This is a genomic window from Bradyrhizobium sp. 157 (genome assembly GCF_023073815.1).
In the GTDB taxonomy this organism is placed as follows: domain Bacteria; phylum Pseudomonadota; class Alphaproteobacteria; order Rhizobiales; family Xanthobacteraceae; genus Bradyrhizobium.
In genome coordinates, this window is record NZ_JADPKF010000082.1 from 1 (window position 1) to 16,559 (window position 16,559).

Annotated in this window: 14 protein-coding genes; 4 read left to right on the top strand and 10 right to left on the bottom strand. The window is 60.5% G+C overall.

The features are described from left to right. On the top strand, positions 1–277 hold a 277-nt coding region (locus IVA95_RS22025; protein WP_247512380.1), incomplete at its 5' end, for a hypothetical protein. Positions 278–279: 2 nt separating this feature from the next. Here the strand turns inward: IVA95_RS22025 and IVA95_RS22030 are convergent. The 6 genes from IVA95_RS22030 to IVA95_RS22055 all read right to left on the bottom strand — a co-directional run bounded on the left by IVA95_RS22030 (position 280) and on the right by IVA95_RS22055 (position 8,100). Beyond that, a complete protein-coding gene (locus tag IVA95_RS22030) occupies positions 280–744 on the bottom strand; it encodes a hypothetical protein (protein WP_247512382.1) in 465 nt (154 codons plus the stop codon). Between the two features lie 302 nt (positions 745–1,046). After that, complete coding sequence (locus IVA95_RS22035; protein WP_247512383.1) at positions 1,047–1,832, bottom strand: CarD family transcriptional regulator; 786 nt, start codon at positions 1,830–1,832, stop codon at positions 1,047–1,049. Between the two features lie 415 nt (positions 1,833–2,247). Then, complete coding sequence (fdxA, locus tag IVA95_RS22040; RefSeq protein ID WP_247512384.1) at positions 2,248–2,586, bottom strand: ferredoxin FdxA; 339 nt, start codon at positions 2,584–2,586, stop codon at positions 2,248–2,250. A gap of 124 nt (positions 2,587–2,710) precedes the next feature. Next, positions 2,711–2,980 (bottom strand): RNA-binding S4 domain-containing protein, encoded by a 270-nt coding sequence (locus IVA95_RS22045; protein WP_213251281.1) that lies wholly within the window; start codon positions 2,978–2,980, stop codon positions 2,711–2,713. Between the two features lie 12 nt (positions 2,981–2,992). Beyond that, entirely contained in the window at positions 2,993–6,457 is a 3,465-nt protein-coding gene (locus IVA95_RS22050; protein WP_247512385.1) for a helicase-related protein, read from the bottom strand. Between the two features lie 833 nt (positions 6,458–7,290). Beyond that, the gene (locus tag IVA95_RS22055; RefSeq protein ID WP_247512482.1) at positions 7,291–8,100 is read right to left on the bottom strand and encodes a DUF3108 domain-containing protein; all 810 of its coding nucleotides are present in this window, start codon (positions 8,098–8,100) and stop codon (positions 7,291–7,293) included. A gap of 528 nt (positions 8,101–8,628) precedes the next feature. On the opposite strand from IVA95_RS22055, the gene rpmB reads away from it, so the two are divergent. Together rpmB and IVA95_RS22065 are read left to right on the top strand one after the other, a co-directional pair. Further along, complete coding sequence (rpmB, locus tag IVA95_RS22060) at positions 8,629–8,937, top strand: 50S ribosomal protein L28 (RefSeq protein WP_247512386.1); 309 nt, start codon at positions 8,629–8,631, stop codon at positions 8,935–8,937. Between the two features lie 239 nt (positions 8,938–9,176). Beyond that, positions 9,177–10,400 carry a DUF3800 domain-containing protein gene (locus IVA95_RS22065; RefSeq protein WP_247512392.1) on the top strand — a complete coding sequence of 408 codons (1,224 nt, stop codon included), beginning with the start codon at positions 9,177–9,179 and terminating at the stop codon, positions 10,398–10,400. A gap of 91 nt (positions 10,401–10,491) precedes the next feature. On the opposite strand, the gene IVA95_RS22070 is transcribed toward IVA95_RS22065, so the two are convergent. The 4 genes from IVA95_RS22070 to IVA95_RS22085 are packed head-to-tail and all read right to left on the bottom strand — an operon-like array spanning position 10,492 to position 14,196. Continuing rightward, positions 10,492–11,103, bottom strand: a complete 612-nt coding sequence (locus tag IVA95_RS22070; protein WP_247512393.1) for a hypothetical protein — start codon at positions 11,101–11,103, stop codon at positions 10,492–10,494. Then, positions 11,078–12,262, bottom strand: a complete 1,185-nt coding sequence (locus IVA95_RS22075) for an XRE family transcriptional regulator (RefSeq protein ID WP_247512394.1) — start codon at positions 12,260–12,262, stop codon at positions 11,078–11,080. The genes IVA95_RS22070 and IVA95_RS22075 overlap by 26 nt, the downstream gene beginning before the upstream one ends. 3 nt (positions 12,263–12,265) lie before the next feature. After that, positions 12,266–13,633, bottom strand: coding sequence for a 7-cyano-7-deazaguanine synthase (locus IVA95_RS22080; RefSeq protein ID WP_247512395.1), 1,368 nt, complete (start codon positions 13,631–13,633; stop codon positions 12,266–12,268). Then, positions 13,630–14,196, bottom strand: a complete 567-nt coding sequence (locus IVA95_RS22085; protein ID WP_247512396.1) for a hypothetical protein — start codon at positions 14,194–14,196, stop codon at positions 13,630–13,632. Before IVA95_RS22085 ends, IVA95_RS22080 begins: the two co-directional genes overlap by 4 nt. Positions 14,197–14,401: 205 nt before the next feature. On the opposite strand from IVA95_RS22085, the gene IVA95_RS22090 reads away from it, so the two are divergent. Next, on the top strand, positions 14,402–15,691 hold the full coding sequence (locus IVA95_RS22090; protein WP_247512397.1) for a DUF2235 domain-containing protein: 1,290 nt from the start codon (positions 14,402–14,404) through the stop codon (positions 15,689–15,691). Positions 15,692–16,559: the final 868 nt, after the last annotated feature.

Below are 16,559 nucleotides of genomic sequence, written 5' to 3' on the forward strand. Positions count from 1 at the left end.
AATCTTCGTCATGGACGGTCCCCTTGTCTGGTTCGACTCAGCATCGCCAGTCTGGCACATCGATGCCGTTCGGGGGCCGTCCACCCCATCATTGCGAGCCAACGGGTCGCGCGAATGCGCACCCGATGACAGGCTCCGCGAAGCAATCCACGCCTCAACGCGGGGGGATAGGTGGATTGCTTCGTCGCTTCAGCGCAAAATTGCTCCGCAATTTTGTCGCGAGCTTCTCGCAATGACGCGGAGAGAGCTGCGCTTCACCGAGAAGTTCGCGGTCTAGCTCTACTCCGGAATTGCACGCGCACGCCAGCGCGACTCGAAGCTATCATCGTCATCCAGCATCCGCGCCTGCGCATCCATCGGCTCGCTACGTTTCTCCGCGGCGACGGCGATCGGTGCCGCGTCGGACATTTGCGCTGGTGCCGTGGCAGGCCATTTCAGCAATGATTTTGAAATCATGGTCTTGCCGGCGTACCAGCATTTGCGCCCGTCGATCAGGCGCCACGACCAATGCCCCTGCTGATTTGACGGTACCGCCGCACTGCAGTCCCTGACCTGTGCGGCCGGCGCGCTGACCGGAAGCAGCACGGCTACGACAACGGCGAGAAAGACTGACTGAACCTGCCCTTTCATCGAATCCCCCTTGCGGTAGATCTGGACGCGGGTGGGAGGTTCTTCCCCGATTCTGGTCACAAAAAGTCGAAAATTGGGCCACTTTCCGCGTAAGTGGCTGCAAATGCTGTCCAATCCTGCCGCTGAGCTTCTCTCGTCAGCCGCGGACGTCCCTTCTCTCCGTGTGGGAGAAGGTGGCGTAGGCGGCCTATGGCCGCCGTCTCTTAGAGAACGCCGATGCCTCGCATCGGCTATGGGCGCGATGCGGCAGCGAGACGGATGAGGGGTCTGTCTCCGCGGAGAGAACCCCTCATCCGGCGCTTCGCGCCACCTTCTCCCACAAGGGGAGAAGGGAAACGACAACGCGTTGCGAGCGTTCGCAAAACAAAAAGCCCGGTCTTTCGACCGGGCTTTTCGTTTCAATCCTCGGGATTCTTTCAGGCAGCTTCATCCGCCACGGCAGCGTCGTCGCCATCGGCATCGACATCGGCCTCGTCGGCCTCAGTGTCAGCCTCGGTGGCTTCCGCCTTGGCGCCGCGGCGCGGGCTCTTGGCGAGCTGGCTCTCGATTTCCTTGACCGCTTCGGTCTCGGTCGAATGCTGCACGACCGCGATTTCGCGCGACAGCCGATCGAGCGCCGCTTCATAGAGCTGGCGTTCAGAGTAGGACTGCTCGGGCTGCGATTCCGAGCGATAGAGGTCGCGGACCACTTCGGCGATCGCGACGATGTCGCCCGAATTGATTTTGGCTTCGTATTCCTGCGCCCGGCGCGACCACATCGTGCGCTTGACGCGCGCACGGCCTTTCAGGGTTTCGAGGGCCTTCTTGACCAGCGCCGGCTCGGACAGCTTGCGCATGCCGACATTGGCGACCTTGGCGGTCGGCACGCGGAGCGTCATCTTGTCCTTCATGAAATTGATCACGAACAGCTCAAGCTTGGCGCCCGCGATCTCCTGCTCCTCGATGGCCAGGATCTGGCCGACGCCGTGAGCCGGATAGACCACGAATTCATTGGCCTTGAAGCCCTGACGCTGGGTCACAACCTTCTTCGGCTCCTCGACGCGCGGCGCGGCGGCGACCGGCTTGGCAGGGGCCTTCGGCGCGGCAGCTTTCGCCGGCGCAGCCTTCACGGGGGTCTTGACGGGATGCTTGGCAGCAACTTTCGGGGCAGAATTCTTCACACCCGTCGCTTTCGCGGCGGTCTTGGCAGTCTTTTCTGGCATTGCGCTTCTTTTGTTCTTTGAGGACTTTGTGGCCGAAACCTTCTTGGCGTCCTTCATGGGCGCCTTGGCACGGCCTTTGGTTGCGCTGCGGCTGGCCGGAGCGGCTTTTTTCGTCGTCTTGGAAGCACTCTTTTTACGCGTTTTCTGTGACACAGCCTGCGCGCGGAACTGCCACGCCCCTGTTCGATGTTTTTACGGAAACCCACCGGGGCCACAGGTTACGCATGGCCGGGGATCGGCTTGTAATGTGCCCAATATAGCACATTTTCCGCAAAAATCAATGATTTACACCGGGTTCCGGGCCCTTACGGGGCGGTTTCCGCCATAAGTACGCTAACAGGGTTAAATCCGGCAACCGCGTTCGGTTCAGATTGGGGCCGAAAAGGCTCAACGAGCCCTTAGCTTATCCACAGGCTTAATCGCCGGCACCGGGTTCCTTGGAAAAATATTTCTCGAACTTGCCCTCGACACCTTCGAATTCTTTCGCGTCCGGCGGCGCTTCCTTCTTCTGGGTGATGTTGGGCCAACTCTTGGCGTACTCGGTATTGACCTCGAGCCACTTCTCGAGGCCCGGCTCGGTGTCGGGTTTGATGGCGTCGGCGGGACACTCGGGTTCGCAGACGCCACAGTCGATGCATTCGTCCGGATGGATGACCAGCATGTTCTCGCCCTCGTAGAAGCAGTCGACGGGGCAGACCTCAACGCAGTCGGTATATTTGCACTTGATGCAGGCTTCAGTGACGACGTAAGTCATCCAACGCTCCGAAACGGACCAGTTTTCCGGGGTTTGCGTAGCGCATGCAGTGCGCTGCCGCAAGGGAAGCAGCGGGCCTGTAGCGGCCGTTTTTCAGGCGTCCCTGCGTGCTCTGCGCAGATAGTTATTGTTTGCCGATCTGCAAATCGACATAGAGCACGCGCGCCGCCGCAGCGTCGCCGCGCCGCTCGGAAAATCCCACCACTTTCAGGATGCGCACGGTGCGATCGAGCCCGATCGTCAAGACGTCGCCGACCTTCACCGAATGTCCCGGCGCCATTTCACGCACGCCGTTGATGCGGACGTGGCCGGCCTCGACGAGGGCGGCAGCCGAGGTGCGGGCCTTCACCACCCGCGCGTGCCACAGCCATTTGTCGAGACGCTGCCGCTCCAAATATTTGCTCGACTATTCCTTGCGGTTGCCGGCGAGTTGCTCTTTCAGCGCCGCCAGCTTTGCGAACGGTGAATTCGGATCGACCGGCCGGTCGCGCTCGCGTGGGCTCGCGCTCGTCGCCCATTGACGGTGCGAGGGGCCGCTCTCGCGCTTGTCGCGACCGCCCTTGTCGCGTCCGCCGAAATCACGGCCGCCGCGCTCGCCCTTGTCGCGACCACCCTTGCGCTCGCCCTTGTTGCGATCGAATTTGTCGCGGCGCTCCTCGCGGTCGCGGCCCTTGCCCTCGAAACGCTCGCGCGGCGGACGATCCGGACGCGCTTCTGCCGCAGGCGCGCCTTCCGCGGCCGGCGCTGCCGTAGCATCGGCCGGTGCGCCCTCGCGCGGCTTTCTGAACTCGCCATGGCGTCGGCCGCGGCGATGACGCTGCTCGCGCTGGGCGCCCTCACCAGCTTCGCCGCTTGCCGCTTGCGCTCCTTCGCCCGCGCGGTGATGGCGCTGGCGGCTGCGGTCGTGATGCGGACGGCGCTCGTCGGAACGGCCGCCGGGCCGCCAGACTTCGACGAGTTGCGGCTCGGCCGGTGTCTCGGATTTCTCCTCCGGCTTGGCTTCAGTTTCAGGCTTGGCTTCAGTTTCAGCGCTGGCTTGAGCGGCTTTAGCAGGCGCTTCGGATTCGCTGGGCGCCTCGCTCGCGGTGGCAGGCTCGGCCGCAGCTTCCGCGGCGCTGACCGCTTCCGCCGTCTCCTGTTCCGGCGGCGCATCCAGAATTGCGGCTTCCGCCGGCGTGGTCTCGGCGGGCGCAGCTTCAGCCGCAGCAGTCGGCTCCTCGCTGGCAGCAGGCGCCAGCGAAACCTCAGGCAGCAGCGACGCCGACGATACCGGTTCGCTCGACACCGGGACTTCGGCCGCGACTTCTTCCGCGGGCGCATCAGCCGTCGCCTCGGCGCTCGCCTCGACCGGCGGTGTTTCGGCGGAGACCGTCTCGACAACAACCTCAGGCGCGGGCTTCGGTGGCAGCGGCGGGCGGCGATCCATGCGGTAGCCGAGCGCGCGCAGGATCGAGGCAAAATCTTCGCCGGCCGATCCCGTGAGCGAGGTCATCGCCTGCGTCACCACAAAACCGCGGCCATCGAACGCGCCGGCCGGCTTTTCGCCGGGCGACGTCTCGCGCCAGGCCAGCGCGGGACGGATGAGATCGGCGAGCCGCTCAAGAATGTCGACGCGCACGGCGCGCTCGCCGCACTGGCGATAGCCGAGCACGCGATAGGCATCGCGCGGCAGCGCCTTGTCGACCGGGAACGAGGTGCGCCCCGAGCTCGCCAGATGCTGCGCGCCCGACAGCGCCGACATATCGACATTGTCCTGCTTCTCGGCCCACAGCAGCGACGCCAGCGCGCGCGCCGCAGGTTTTAACAGCGCCGGGAAATAGATGTGATAAGCGCCGAAGCGCACGCCGTATTTGCGCAACGTCGCGCGCGAGGCCTGGTCGAGATCCTTCATCTCGCTGGCGATCTTGCTCCGCTCCAGCACGCCGAGCGCTTCGACGAGCTGGAACGCGATGCCGCGCGCGATTCCCGTGATGTCCTCGGCCTTGGACAGGCCGAACAGCGGGCCCAACAGCTTTTCGATATGCGTCTTCAGCCACAGATCGAGCCGCGCCTGCACGGCCTCGCGCGACGCGCCGGACAGCCGCTCGTCGGCAATGATGCGGATGCGCGGATGCAGCGCGTCGTCGGCGGCGACGAGCTTTGCCACCGCATCGCCGGTCCAGCGGATGGTGCCGTCGGAGGTCAGCACGAACTGATCGTCCGGCGCGGCGCTAAGTTTGCCGGCGCGCGCGTCGATCTCGCTCGCCAGCACCTGCTGGGCGGCCGCCTGCAGCGCTTTCGCGTCCGAGCCGGCTTCCGCCGCATCGGGCGCGAAGGTAAATCCATCGAGCCGGCCGATCGCGTGGCCTTCCACAATCACTTCGCCGGTCTTGCCAATTTCCGTATTCAAAACTGAGTTCTCCCGCAGGCGGCGCATCAATACACTGGTCCGCCGGTCAACGAAACGCTCCGTAAGGCGTTCATGCAGCGCATCGGATAATTTATTTTCCACCTCACGGGTGATCCCCTGCCAGTGGTCGGGGTCGGACAGCCAGTCCGGCCGGTTGGCGACGAAGGTCCAGGTGCGAATTTGCGCGATCCGGCCCGACAGCGTGTCGATATCGCCGGTAACGCGGTCGGCCTGGTCGACCTGGGCGCCAAACCATGCGTCGGGTATCCGACCCTTTCGCATCAGGAATGCATAAAGCGTGGTCACGAGTTCGGCGTGGGCAGCGGGTGCGATCTTGCGGTAATCCGGGATCTGGCAGGCGTCCCACAGCCGTTCCACGGCTGATGCGCCGTGGGCCATTTCCCTCACCTCGCCGTCGCGCGCCGCATGATCGAGCACGCGCAAATCTTCGGCAATCGGCGCGCGGGTCAGCGCGTCGTGGCCCGGCGGCAGCGCCAGCGAGACCTGCAGCGCGCCGAGCGAGGAGAAATCCAGCTTCGAATTGCGCCATTGCAGCATTTTGACGGTATCGAAGGTGTGGTTCTGCAGCGCGTTCACCAGTTCCGGCTCGAACGGTGCACAGCGGCCCGTGGTGCCGAAGGTGCCGTTGCGCGTCGCGCGCCCGGCGCGGCCCGCGATCTGCGCGAACTCGGCCGGATTGAGCCTGCGGAACTGATAGCCGTCATATTTGCGATCGGAGGCAAAGGCGACGTGATCGACGTCGAGGTTCAGCCCCATGCCGACCGCATCGGTGGCGACGAGATAGTCGACGTCGCCGTTCTGGAACATCGCGACTTGCGCATTGCGCGTGCGTGGCGAGAGCGAGCCGAGCACGACCGCCGCGCCGCCATGCTGCCTGCGGATCAATTCGGCGATCGCATAGACTTCATCGGCCGAGAACGCGACGATTGCGGTGCGCCGCGGCTGGCGCGTGATCTTGCGGTCGCCGGCGAATTCGAGCTGCGACAGCCGGGGACGCGTGACGATGGACGCGCCCGGCAGCAGCCGCTCGATGATCGGGCGCATGGTGGCGGCGCCAAGCAGCAGCGTCTCGTCGCGGCCGCGGCGGTGCAGGATGCGATCGGTGAAGACATGCCCGCGCTCCAGATCGGCCGCGATCTGGATTTCGTCGACGGCGAGAAACGAGACGTCGAGGTCGCGCGGCATCGCTTCGACGGTGGAAACCCAGTAGCGCGGATTCTTCGGCTTGATCTTCTCTTCGCCGGTGACGAGCGCGACCGCTTCGCTGCCGGCGCGCGCCGCGATCTTGTTGTAGACCTCGCGCGCCAGGAGCCGCAGCGGCAGGCCGATCACGCCGGACGAGTGCCCCAGCATCCGCTCGATGGCCAGATGCGTCTTGCCGGTGTTGGTCGGCCCGAGCACGGCAGTAACGCCCGCGCCGCGCGCGCGTTCGGTTGTGAACGTAGAAGGAGAGAAAGCCATTCTGTGCAGGTGTTTCTTATTTAAGTGCGAGCGCTCACCCCGTCATTGCGAGCCAACGGGTCGGCGCAAAAGCGCCGCCCGATGATGAACTCCGCGAAGCAATCCATAGCGCCACGTGTGGAGGTATGGATTGCTTCGTCGCTTCGCTCCTCGCAATGATGGAAAAACGCGGAGTTTCTCTTTCGTTTGGCACCAGCTGCGCCGATTCTGTTTCACTTTGCGACGGTGATGCGGTCGCGGCTTAAGCTCTGGAACGAGTCTGGAACGAATCGCGTCCGAATCGCTGACTCCTCCCGAGACCCGATACGTTCACCGCAACATCTCGCGCTGAAGCGCACCCGGCGGCACTAGATCAAGTTTACAGCGGCTCCACAAGCGACGGTTTCGGGACTAATTTCTTAAAAAGAACGAGGCAGCGGAGTCGAATCAGAACCGGGGAAGAGTCAACATGATTCATGCTGCCACTCATGTCGCTTTACTGGCACCGGTGCCACCACAAACAAAGCTATGTTCCCTCCCCCCTTGCGGGGTCGAGACGAGCGAAGCTCGCTCTTAGGGCTAGGGAGAGGGTTGGCGGCAACGGCGGTGCTCGTGGCTTACCCCTCTCCCCGACCCTCCCCCGCAAGGGAGGAGGGAGCGATAGAGTCTTCGTCCCTCACTTAATCATCGCAACCCTCGGCCGGCTCTCTCCGCTCCCTCGCCCCGCTCTTCGCGGGGAGAGGGTCGGGGTGAGGGGCTGTCTCCGCGAGTCCCGCTGTGGAAACAGCCCCTCACCCGGATTGCTGCGCAATCCGACCTCTCCCCGCGAAGAGCGGGGCGAGGTGACTTCAAACTCAATTCGTCTTCGCCACCCGTGGCGGCATCGCTGACGTCACGAACGACGTCGCTTCCAGCATCGCCAGGCCAAACGGCGTCGGGATCGTCATACGGAACGGAACCAGGACGCGCGTGCCGGCGATCGGCACGAAGGTGATCTCCATCTTTCGCTCGGCGGCGAGATATTTGATCACGGGGCGATCGGGGATGTAGCCTGCAACCGGGTTGAAATAGATCGCGCAGACCAGCGCCGGCCCGTGATAGCCCTTTTCGGCCTTCACGGTTTCCATGCGCTTGTAGTCGAGCTTGAGATCGTAGCGCAGCCGGCCGTCAAAGATCCCGGCCCCCGTGCGGCAGGAATCCGGCGCCAGCACCTCGCCATTGCCGGGCACGCGCAGCATCGAGCCGGTCATGGGATCGAGCACGCTTTTGCGGTGCGCCTCGGTGACGACGATCCGGTCGGGATCGACCGGCGGCGCCGGGTCGATCGAAAAATCCTTCACGTTGCCGTTGGCCAGCACGAGGCGGATGGTCTCGGATTTCTTCTGCGTGGTGGTGGTCGCGGTATAGGCGTTCGCCACCAGCGCGCCGTTGATGACGCGGCCCTGGCTGGCGCCGGAGCCGGTGCCGCCGGAAAACGCCTTCAACAGCCCGGCCGTGCCGCCTTGCGCGGAGGCCGAGAACACGTCGTCGCCGATTTCGATGGTCCAGCTTCCTTTGCCGACGGGGATGCCCGCCAGCGTCGCCTCATACTGCGCATCCAGCCGCCCCTGCGCGGAAGCGGCCTGCGGCGCGAGCGCTGCCCACGCGGCGGCGCACAAGCCGATGACGAGGCCAAGCCTTGCGGAGAGGGTTTGGCGCGAAACGGCGCATCTGGCAGTCACGAATGAGAAATCCCGGGATCGGCGCGAGCTGATGTTCATTTAGGCAAAAATATCCGGCAAACAACGCGTGTTTTCGCGAAAACCACGCTTCCTAGGGACCTTTCATCGCCGCCCGCGGCTCGCGGGAAGCCAAAGTCTTTTCTCAAGCGAAAGCCATGATGTCGGCGCGGATTGCGCCCTTTATATGATGGCCTAAGTGGCTGGAACCCCTTAGAAAGGGGCCCGATTTCGCGGGGCGGACATAGCGTTTTCAAGCGAAGTGGACTTCCGGTTCGCGTGAAGAAAACGCGTCAACAAAATCAGAGGCTTGGAACCCCGGCACGGGGCTTCCAAAGCCCCCAAGAACCTTGACCCCGTGGCCGTCTCCCCCTATACGTCCGCGGTTCCTGGAAATGGACGCGATTTTGGACCCCCGCGGGCGCCTGCGAGAAGCGGCTCGGCTATGGCGGGGATGGAAGAGGATTTTTCGAAATGTCCCGGCGCTGCGAACTGACGGCCAAGGGCCCCCAGGTGGGCCACAAGGTGAGCCACTCGAACATCAAGACCAAGCGGCGCTTCCTGCCGAACCTGGTCAACGTCACCTTCATCTCGGACGCCCTCGCCCGCAACGTGCGCCTGCGCGTCTCGACCAATGCGCTCAAGAGCGTCGACCACAATGGCGGCCTCGATAAGTATTTGTTGAAGGCCAAGGCCGACATCCTCTCCCCCCGCGCCCTCGATCTGAAGCGCGCGATCGAGAAGAAGGTCGGCAAGCCCGCGCCTGTGAAGAAGGCGAGCTGAGCGAAGTTTAAATCGGCGGATCGGAGTTTGAAGCGGCCGGGTCGGAAGACCCGGCCGTTTTTGTTTTCGACCGCGATCCAGACAGCACTGTAGATCTGCATATTTGCATCCGGCCTCATGGCACCGCACGAGCATCGGTGCGCGAATGTAACGTCCGATTTTCGACCTTGACCTCAGGTTGCGGATTATACATGACGAAGTCAGGAGTAGTTGACTGGCGGTTGTTACTTGGAGGAGCCATGGGCGAGTCAAAAATCCCAATCTACGCGTACGTTGACGAGTCCGGAAACACCGGCAAGAACATCTTTGATCCGTCCCAGCCTGACTATTTTGCAGGAGCGCTGATCGCCAAAGGCGATTTCGACATCCGGTACACAGACCACATTCAAAAAATCGCAGGGAAAGTTGGCGTTACCGCGATCCATGCAAACGAACTTGGCTTGGGCAAGCTTGAGACGATTGCCGCCGATCTCTACAAACTGCTCTCCAATGCTAACACGCAGTTCTTCGTCTCACGAGTTGAAAAGAAATATCTTTTGGCGACCAAGATGTTCGACGTTCTCTTCGACTCTGGAGAGAACGCCGCAGTTGCTTGGCATCACTATAATTTCAAGCCGCTTAGAATCATACTTGCATTTAAGCTAAGCCATATCATCGACGACAGTATTGCGCGAGACTTCTGGAAAGCGCTGCTCATGGCGCGTGAGAACGATGCGCGCAATGCCTTGCCGCCGATTTGCGAGGCCCTTAAGTCGAGATTGGAGACCTTGCCCGATCAAAAATCTCGTGAAGTGCTGGGCGGCGGACTTGATTGGATTATCAAGCATCCCGAATGCGTTCAGTTCGCTACCGAACAACAAATTGCAAAGAAGGGGCACTTCCCGAATTTGGTTGCATTTTCAAATCTACTTCAAGGTCTTCAGCACGTCTCTCAGCTCTCGAAAAAGAAAATCGCTTGCATAACGCATGACGAGCAGAGCGAGTTTGAACGGATATATGAGTCTTGGCACAAGGTCTTTTCAAATGCGTCTTCTGAGGTCATTGAATGGGCTGGAGAGCGTTACAGTCTACAGTGGGCCCCTGGCAGCCGCTTTGTCATGAAGCCAGATGATAGTAGCGTCGGGATCCAAATGGCTGACGTGGCTCTATGGCTCTACGGCCAATCCCTAAAAGGAAAGAACATTCCAAGAAATTGCGCCAAGCTTCTTGCGTTGATGCTGGAGCGTGGCTGGCGCAATGACTTTTCCTTTGTTGGCGTCGAAAGCCATTTGATTGAGAATTACGGCGAGATCCTCTTCGGAGAGCTGCCACCCGAAAAAATGGACGCCGCGCAGAAGATGCTGATTATGGCCGAGGAGCGGCGCCGCGTTTCGATGGAAGAATTCGAGGCCGATGGAGTACCGCCATTTGCGCGTCCGGTAGGTGTCGTCGAGAATTCTCAAATATCAGACGAAAGCACCTAACCGGCGCATACCATGCGCAATCACGAGGTTGGACTTTACGAATCGTAACACTGGATCTCTATTCCAGTCAGGCAAAACAACGCATTCTAGGTTAACGCCTGAGTCGGGGCTTTGGCAGGCTCGGGCACTGAGCTGCGACGTTCTCGCCAATCATGTTTCTAATTTTGGCAACATGCTCCGAGGGGACGCGCATCCGTCCCATCTTAAGCGCGTTCACGATCAAATCAACTTGGCCTAGAGCACCAAACTTTGCGGCCAGCGCCGAATCCATAAGCAATTCCGCTGAGCATAACATACTAAGATTAGAGAATGATGCGGCGCAAATGCTCCTTGCCTTTCTCTCATCAAGGAGAGGAACGGCTGAAATAGCCTGCGCATGAGCGATCGTGGCAGCTTCACCGTCGTCGAGGGTGCGCACATACGAACCGTCGATTAGCTGTTCATATGCGACCAAAGCCGTGTCACCCAACGTAACCATGGTTACCACACCGGCGCTGATCAATTTCATTAGTTCTGCGTGATCGTCGTGGCCCTTGCGTGCACCTTCCTCAAGTTCGACGCAGGCGTTCTCGGTCACCAAAAAAGGATGCCCAAGAGCCTCAATGATTTCACGAGGGCGGCCCGTTGCGATCAGATTAATGATGACGCTTGCATCGGCAATAAACGGAACACGCGAACTAAGTCGCGAGCTTGACGAGCTCATTAGCTTCGCTTTCCTCCGTTTCAGCGCCGTCAAGAACTTCTCTGACCTCGTGACGGCTTAGTCGAAGGAGCCGAGCTAGCTGACCCTCACTGTATAAATCTCGTTTCCAGGCTTCTCGCACGAGCAATGCTAGGCGCGGAGGAACGTGTCCGTACGCCTGAACATGATCGCGAGAACCGGTCGAAGACTCTCCGAGAACCTGCCTGGCCTGTTCGTCGGTGATACCTCCATTGGACGTAAACCAGTCCCAGGTGCCTACCTTCGCAAGTGAAAGCTCTTCAAGACGGCGAACGATGGATTCCCGAGAAACGCGAAATGCATACGCAAGTAAAATAATGTGCCTTCGCGTGAGATATGATTGCCCAGCAGTGATCTGAGCAAACTGCTGCCTAACGGCCCGAGCGGGCATCAGAAAGCAGCGCGCGAACGCATCTGCATATCGTTCTCCTCGCGACTTAGGCGTTTCGTCCTCGGTTAATATTTCAGACTCCTTTCGCGTCGAGACGAAATGTCCTCCTTCGTGAGCACCAGTATAGGTCAGCCGCTCGGGTGGATGACTCTGATTAAGAAGAATGCATGCGCCGGCCACTTCATCGTATGCGTACAACCCTGCGACCTTGGCATCGAGACGCCGGACGTACACCCGGATACCGAGTTGCACGTCGAGGATAGAGACAATATCTACTACAGGTCCCGGGCCGAGGCCGAGCCAATCACGCAATTCCTGAGCATCCTGCTCGGCTTGTTCTCTCACGTTGCCTGGGAGGATCGGCCGTTCAGGTGGATAATTGCGCGAGCGATTTGCCCCAAGAGCATTTTCGAGTTCTATCTCGGCGCGGACTAAGTCGTTCAGAAGGCGGGTCGCGCTTTCGATAGCCTTATCTTCGCTTTGGGGCAGCTTCCGGAATCTCGGCACCATATCCAGATGAATCGCTTCCCGTCTAAGGATCGTATTAGCAGAGGTACGATAGGCGGATGCGAGCTTTTGCAGTTCATCAATACGAACACGACGTTTTCCTTGCTCGATCGCAACGATGGTCGTTCTTGCAGCATTGATAATCGCCGCCGCATCCTCCTGCTTGAGTTTCGCAACCTCTCTCGCTAGGCGAAGCCGCTCGCCAATCTCAGCATCAGAGAGTCTTCCCGCATTCTCAATCATTGATTAGTTCTGAGTCCACTTCTTGACAAAGGAGTTGGGGCCGAGGCTTTTGAGGTAGCTCTTCCATTCGACAGCATGACGAGTGAGAAGCAAACTAACATTCCTCTCCACTATATCGGCATTGAGATTCATAGCCGGCGCTAACAAGACAGCATGACGGCGGACAGCGGCTTGTTCATCGCTCCCGGCCATCGCAGCAAGGTCATCAAGATGCAAGACACCACCAAGTGCATATTGCTCAAATGCCGCATTACAATGTTTGAATCGGGGATCGACCGCTTCTCTAACGGACGGGGCATTCATATCCTTACAGATGTAGATTTCTGGGTCTTCGGTAAGCCCTGCCGCGTGCACGCTAAGGCGCCGCAACATGCAGGCCGCGCAAGCGCCGCATTGGCGACGCTTGCCTTCTAACGAAGCCCATTGACTGTTACGCCAGCATGATCGCGTTGACGCCCAGGCATCACCAATGCCGCTGTCTACAAACTCCCTGAGAGTTTCACCTTTAGTATTCCAAATCCTCGGAAATTCGTATCTCAGCGGAGTTCTCAGCAATGCCGTCATGAAGCGCTCCATGCGCCTCGTGAAGAGAGGGTGGTTTCTGTAGTCGGGGTAAGCATGACTTACCGTAACCAAGGCCGGTCCAAGCGATCCCTGACCACTCTCCGGAATGAACACTTTGTTGGCCTCCGCGAGATATGCGGCAAGACCGCTAATGAGGGTAAATTTGAACCCGCGACTCCGAGCGCTCGTTTCCCGATTCGATAAGCTGCTTTTGACTTTGTAGGGAACAGTTGCAAACGGCTCCTTTTCTCCCAAATGGCTCGGATGGTCCACCGCATTCGACCCGACACGAACTCGAACCAGCTTGTCGCCGAGAGAGCACCCCATAATTCCCGCGACTGCCCGTGAGTCCATACCTTCGCTGTAAGCAATGACGGCTTCCGTTGGAACACCAAGCTCAAGGCGTTCCTGGGCGGGCGGCGATGCTTTGATGAGTCGCTTTACGAAAGTGATCGTCCAGAAGTCCCCCGTCAGAAAGCCGATAGCATCGTGTAAGGCATCTGAAACGGCGGGAGCCGCCCACCGCCTTGGATCATGCACAGGTATGCGCAAATTGAGTCGGCGCGCCCAGCCGCGCGGGGGCCGCTTTACCGTCTTATCTGCAAATTCGACAGCGGCTGCGACGACCATCGCGTCATACAGGACCGGCCGCCACCGCGAAAAAGTATAGGACTCTAGCCCCCGGGTCGAAAATTCCAGATCGCCGTCAAGATCAAACCGGACGCGACCTTTGCGGAGCTTCCGGCCAGAGTCGATAACGTCAAAGCCTCTTTCCGGCACTTGCACGTTGTAAGCATGAATGTTCATAGCCGTTCTGGACCTTCATCAAGACCGGTGTGACGGGGGAGTTGAAGTGAACGGCGCGATGGCGGCTTTTGCCAGGATAGAATTTCGTTTGCGATAGCTCCGCAATTGATCTTGCCGCGAACCGCCGCAAGGCGCGTCCTCAGATTCATGCCCTCTTTGGAGGTTGCTTCTCGCAGATAGTGTTCGCTCATCCCGCGAAACGCGCTTCTCATAATGTCTTCGAGAGCACTTCGAAGCGTGGACTGAACTGCCGCGGAGCCTCTCAGGCCATTTTGGACTGCTTCGACGGCACAATCGATCGCTACATTGGCCGCCGCAGAACCTCGGCACTCACTTCGTAGCATTTCCAATTGTTCTATCTGTCGCGTCTGGAACAGATCGGGCCTCCGGCTATCCAGGATTTCGCGCAGCTTTTCGAGCGGGCTCTCGAGGATGTCGCGCGTCAGTGCAAAGGTAAGCGCCTCGCAGACCTCAGGCTCGGAAAAAATCAACTTCGTCGCTCGCTCCGCCGTATCTTTCCAATGGCGGCGCATCGGCAAACTTCGATGAGGACCGTCGCTCATAGCGATTCTCCATGTCAGACAAATGTATAAGAAATACTGACAATGTCAAAAGGTTATATATTACCTAAGCACAGGTCTCGGGAATTCGAAGACCCGGCCAAGTTTAAGGGCCCGGCCTCAGATCGAATTTCGGACTGCAGATCAACCTTCGCCTTTCGCGCTATACTCGCCAAGGTAGCATCACCTCACCCTCCGCGAGTCCCCCATGCGCAACATCATCATCTGCTGCGACGGCACCGGCAACGAGATTTCCGAGAACATCTCCAATGTGCTCAAGCTCTATCGCTGCCTGCGCAAGACGGAGAAGACCGAGCCGCGGCAGCTGGTGTTTTACGATCCCGGCGTCGGCACGCTGGAACGGCCGGACGCCTGGCACAGACTGAAGCAGGATTTCAACGCCATCCTCGGCCTCCTCACCGGCTATGGGCTCGATGACAACGTGCTCGCGGCCTATTGCTTTCTGGTCCACCATTATCGCGAGGGCGACCAGATCTACCTGTTCGGCTTTTCCCGCGGCGCCTATACCGTGCGGGTGCTGGCGGGGCTGGTGCACAAGATCGGATTGATCTCGCCCGAGCAGGTTAATCTCGCAGGCAGCGGCCTGATCGCCTACAAGCAGTTCTCCTCCGACGAGGCGCCGAAGCTGCGCGCCGAGGCGAAGCTGCTCAGCGATGCCGGCGACGCGCAAGGGCCGCTGCCGCAGACCGCGTTCGACAACGCCGCGCAGTTCGCGCGCATCACGTCTGCGCGCTGGCCCGTGATCCGCTTCGTCGGCGTCTGGGATACGGTCGCCAGCGTGATCGTGCCGCGGGCCGATCGCTTCTACTGGCCGAGCCTGGAGGAGCTGGCGTTCACGAGTGCGAACCCGAGCGTGCGGACGTTCCGGCAGGCGATCTCGATCGACGAGCGCCGCGCCACGTTCCGCCTGAAAAAGTGGGACGATCCGCAGACCTTCCGGCACAACCGCTTCAACGATATCAACGCCGAGCCCCAGGATATCCTGCAGGTGTGGTTCGCCGGCGTGCATGCCGATATCGGCGGCGGCTATCCGGAAAAGGAAAGCGGGATTTCGAAATATCCGCTGCTCTGGATGATCGACGAGGCGACGAAATGCGGGGTTCGCGTCAACCAGGCCACCGTCAACCAGCTCGCCTGGGGCATTCAGCGCAAGGGCAGCCCGTTCTCCTATGTCGCGCCTGATGTGCGCGGCGAGCTGCACGAATCGCTGCGCGGCGCGTGGTGGCTGCTCGAATATCTGCCGAAGCGCGCGAAGTACAGGGAATGGCCGGCGCGGACGACGCATTTCGGCTACTACATCCCCGACGCCGAGCCGCGGCTGATCCCCGACGGCGCCGTGATCCACGAGTCCGCGCTGTTGCGCATGGACGCGCTGCCGAGCTACCGGCCGGTGAACCTGCCGAAGCAGTACGAGAAATTCCCCATGCCCGTGCCGCCCGCGCATGCGAGCGCGGAAGAGGTCGTGGCGGAATCCTAGACCGCAGTTCATGCGCACACCGTCGCTGCACGGGCGGTCGGCTCCCTCCCCCCTTGCGGGGGAGGGTTGGGGAGAGGGGTAGCCACGCGCACGGACCGACCAAATTTGGGACGACCAGAGCAGCGCGACTACGTTTAGACAACGCGCACCGCCGATGCCGCCACCCCTCTCCCTAGCCCTCCCCCGCAAGGGGGGAGGGAACGCACCTTTTGTGGGGCGAGCAGCGGTGACTACCCGCCGCGCCCGCTGGCGCGTCTCCAAACGCCGCAAAACCCGCTGCGCGTAAAAACTAATTTCATCAGCCGTTTCAACGTGATTTGGCTCGTCCAGATCGCACTTCAAAAATATATCGCTTCCTTTTCTGGGCAAATCAGCTTCCTTTGCGCGCATCCCGCCTCATGAAGAGGGGCGTACGCGTCGTCACGATACGTGGAGTGCGGGGAGCGGTGGACGCGGAAGCGATCGCGCGCGCGAGGCATTGCAGGGCGGCTTTAAAACCGTGAGCAATCAATCAGCGCAGGACGAGCGGCGCATTCGCGTACGGCAAAACCGTGTGGTCCTGGCGCCCGTGGCTGGCGTTAAGCTTTGCGGAGGCGACCGCCGCCCAACCGGGCCGGCGACGCCAGCAAATTCGCGAAGCGATGGAGGCAAAAGGAATTCGTCTCCAGGGAGAGCACGGCATAAGCCGTAAAACCACTGCGCAGGGAATGCCGGCGTGCCCCGGCTGTACCTGTATGCTCGTGTGCGCATTTCTTAGCGCTTATTGCACACGAGACCGCGGGTGCAGCAAGCACCCGGCATTCCCTGCGCCCTCTCGATTGATGGGCGTGAACAAAATGCAAAGCTCGGGCGAAACAAGCCGCGAGAA

Coding starts and splice junctions, on each gene's coding strand:
- IVA95_RS22035 (WP_247512383.1), bottom strand. CDS start 1,832: ATGCCAGAAAAGACTGCCAAGACCGCCGCGAAAGCGACGGGTGTGAAG.
- fdxA (WP_247512384.1), bottom strand. CDS start 2,586: ATGACTTACGTCGTCACTGAAGCCTGCATCAAGTGCAAATATACCGAC.
- IVA95_RS22050 (WP_247512385.1), bottom strand. CDS start 6,457: ATGGCTTTCTCTCCTTCTACGTTCACAACCGAACGCGCGCGCGGCGCG.
- rpmB (WP_247512386.1), top strand. CDS start 8,629: ATGTCCCGGCGCTGCGAACTGACGGCCAAGGGCCCCCAGGTGGGCCAC.
- IVA95_RS22065 (WP_247512392.1), top strand. CDS start 9,177: ATGGGCGAGTCAAAAATCCCAATCTACGCGTACGTTGACGAGTCCGGA.
- IVA95_RS22070 (WP_247512393.1), bottom strand. CDS start 11,103: ATGAGCTCGTCAAGCTCGCGACTTAGTTCGCGTGTTCCGTTTATTGCC.
- IVA95_RS22075 (WP_247512394.1), bottom strand. CDS start 12,262: ATGATTGAGAATGCGGGAAGACTCTCTGATGCTGAGATTGGCGAGCGG.
- IVA95_RS22080 (WP_247512395.1), bottom strand. CDS start 13,633: ATGAACATTCATGCTTACAACGTGCAAGTGCCGGAAAGAGGCTTTGAC.
- IVA95_RS22085 (WP_247512396.1), bottom strand. CDS start 14,196: ATGAGCGACGGTCCTCATCGAAGTTTGCCGATGCGCCGCCATTGGAAA.
- IVA95_RS22090 (WP_247512397.1), top strand. CDS start 14,402: ATGCGCAACATCATCATCTGCTGCGACGGCACCGGCAACGAGATTTCC.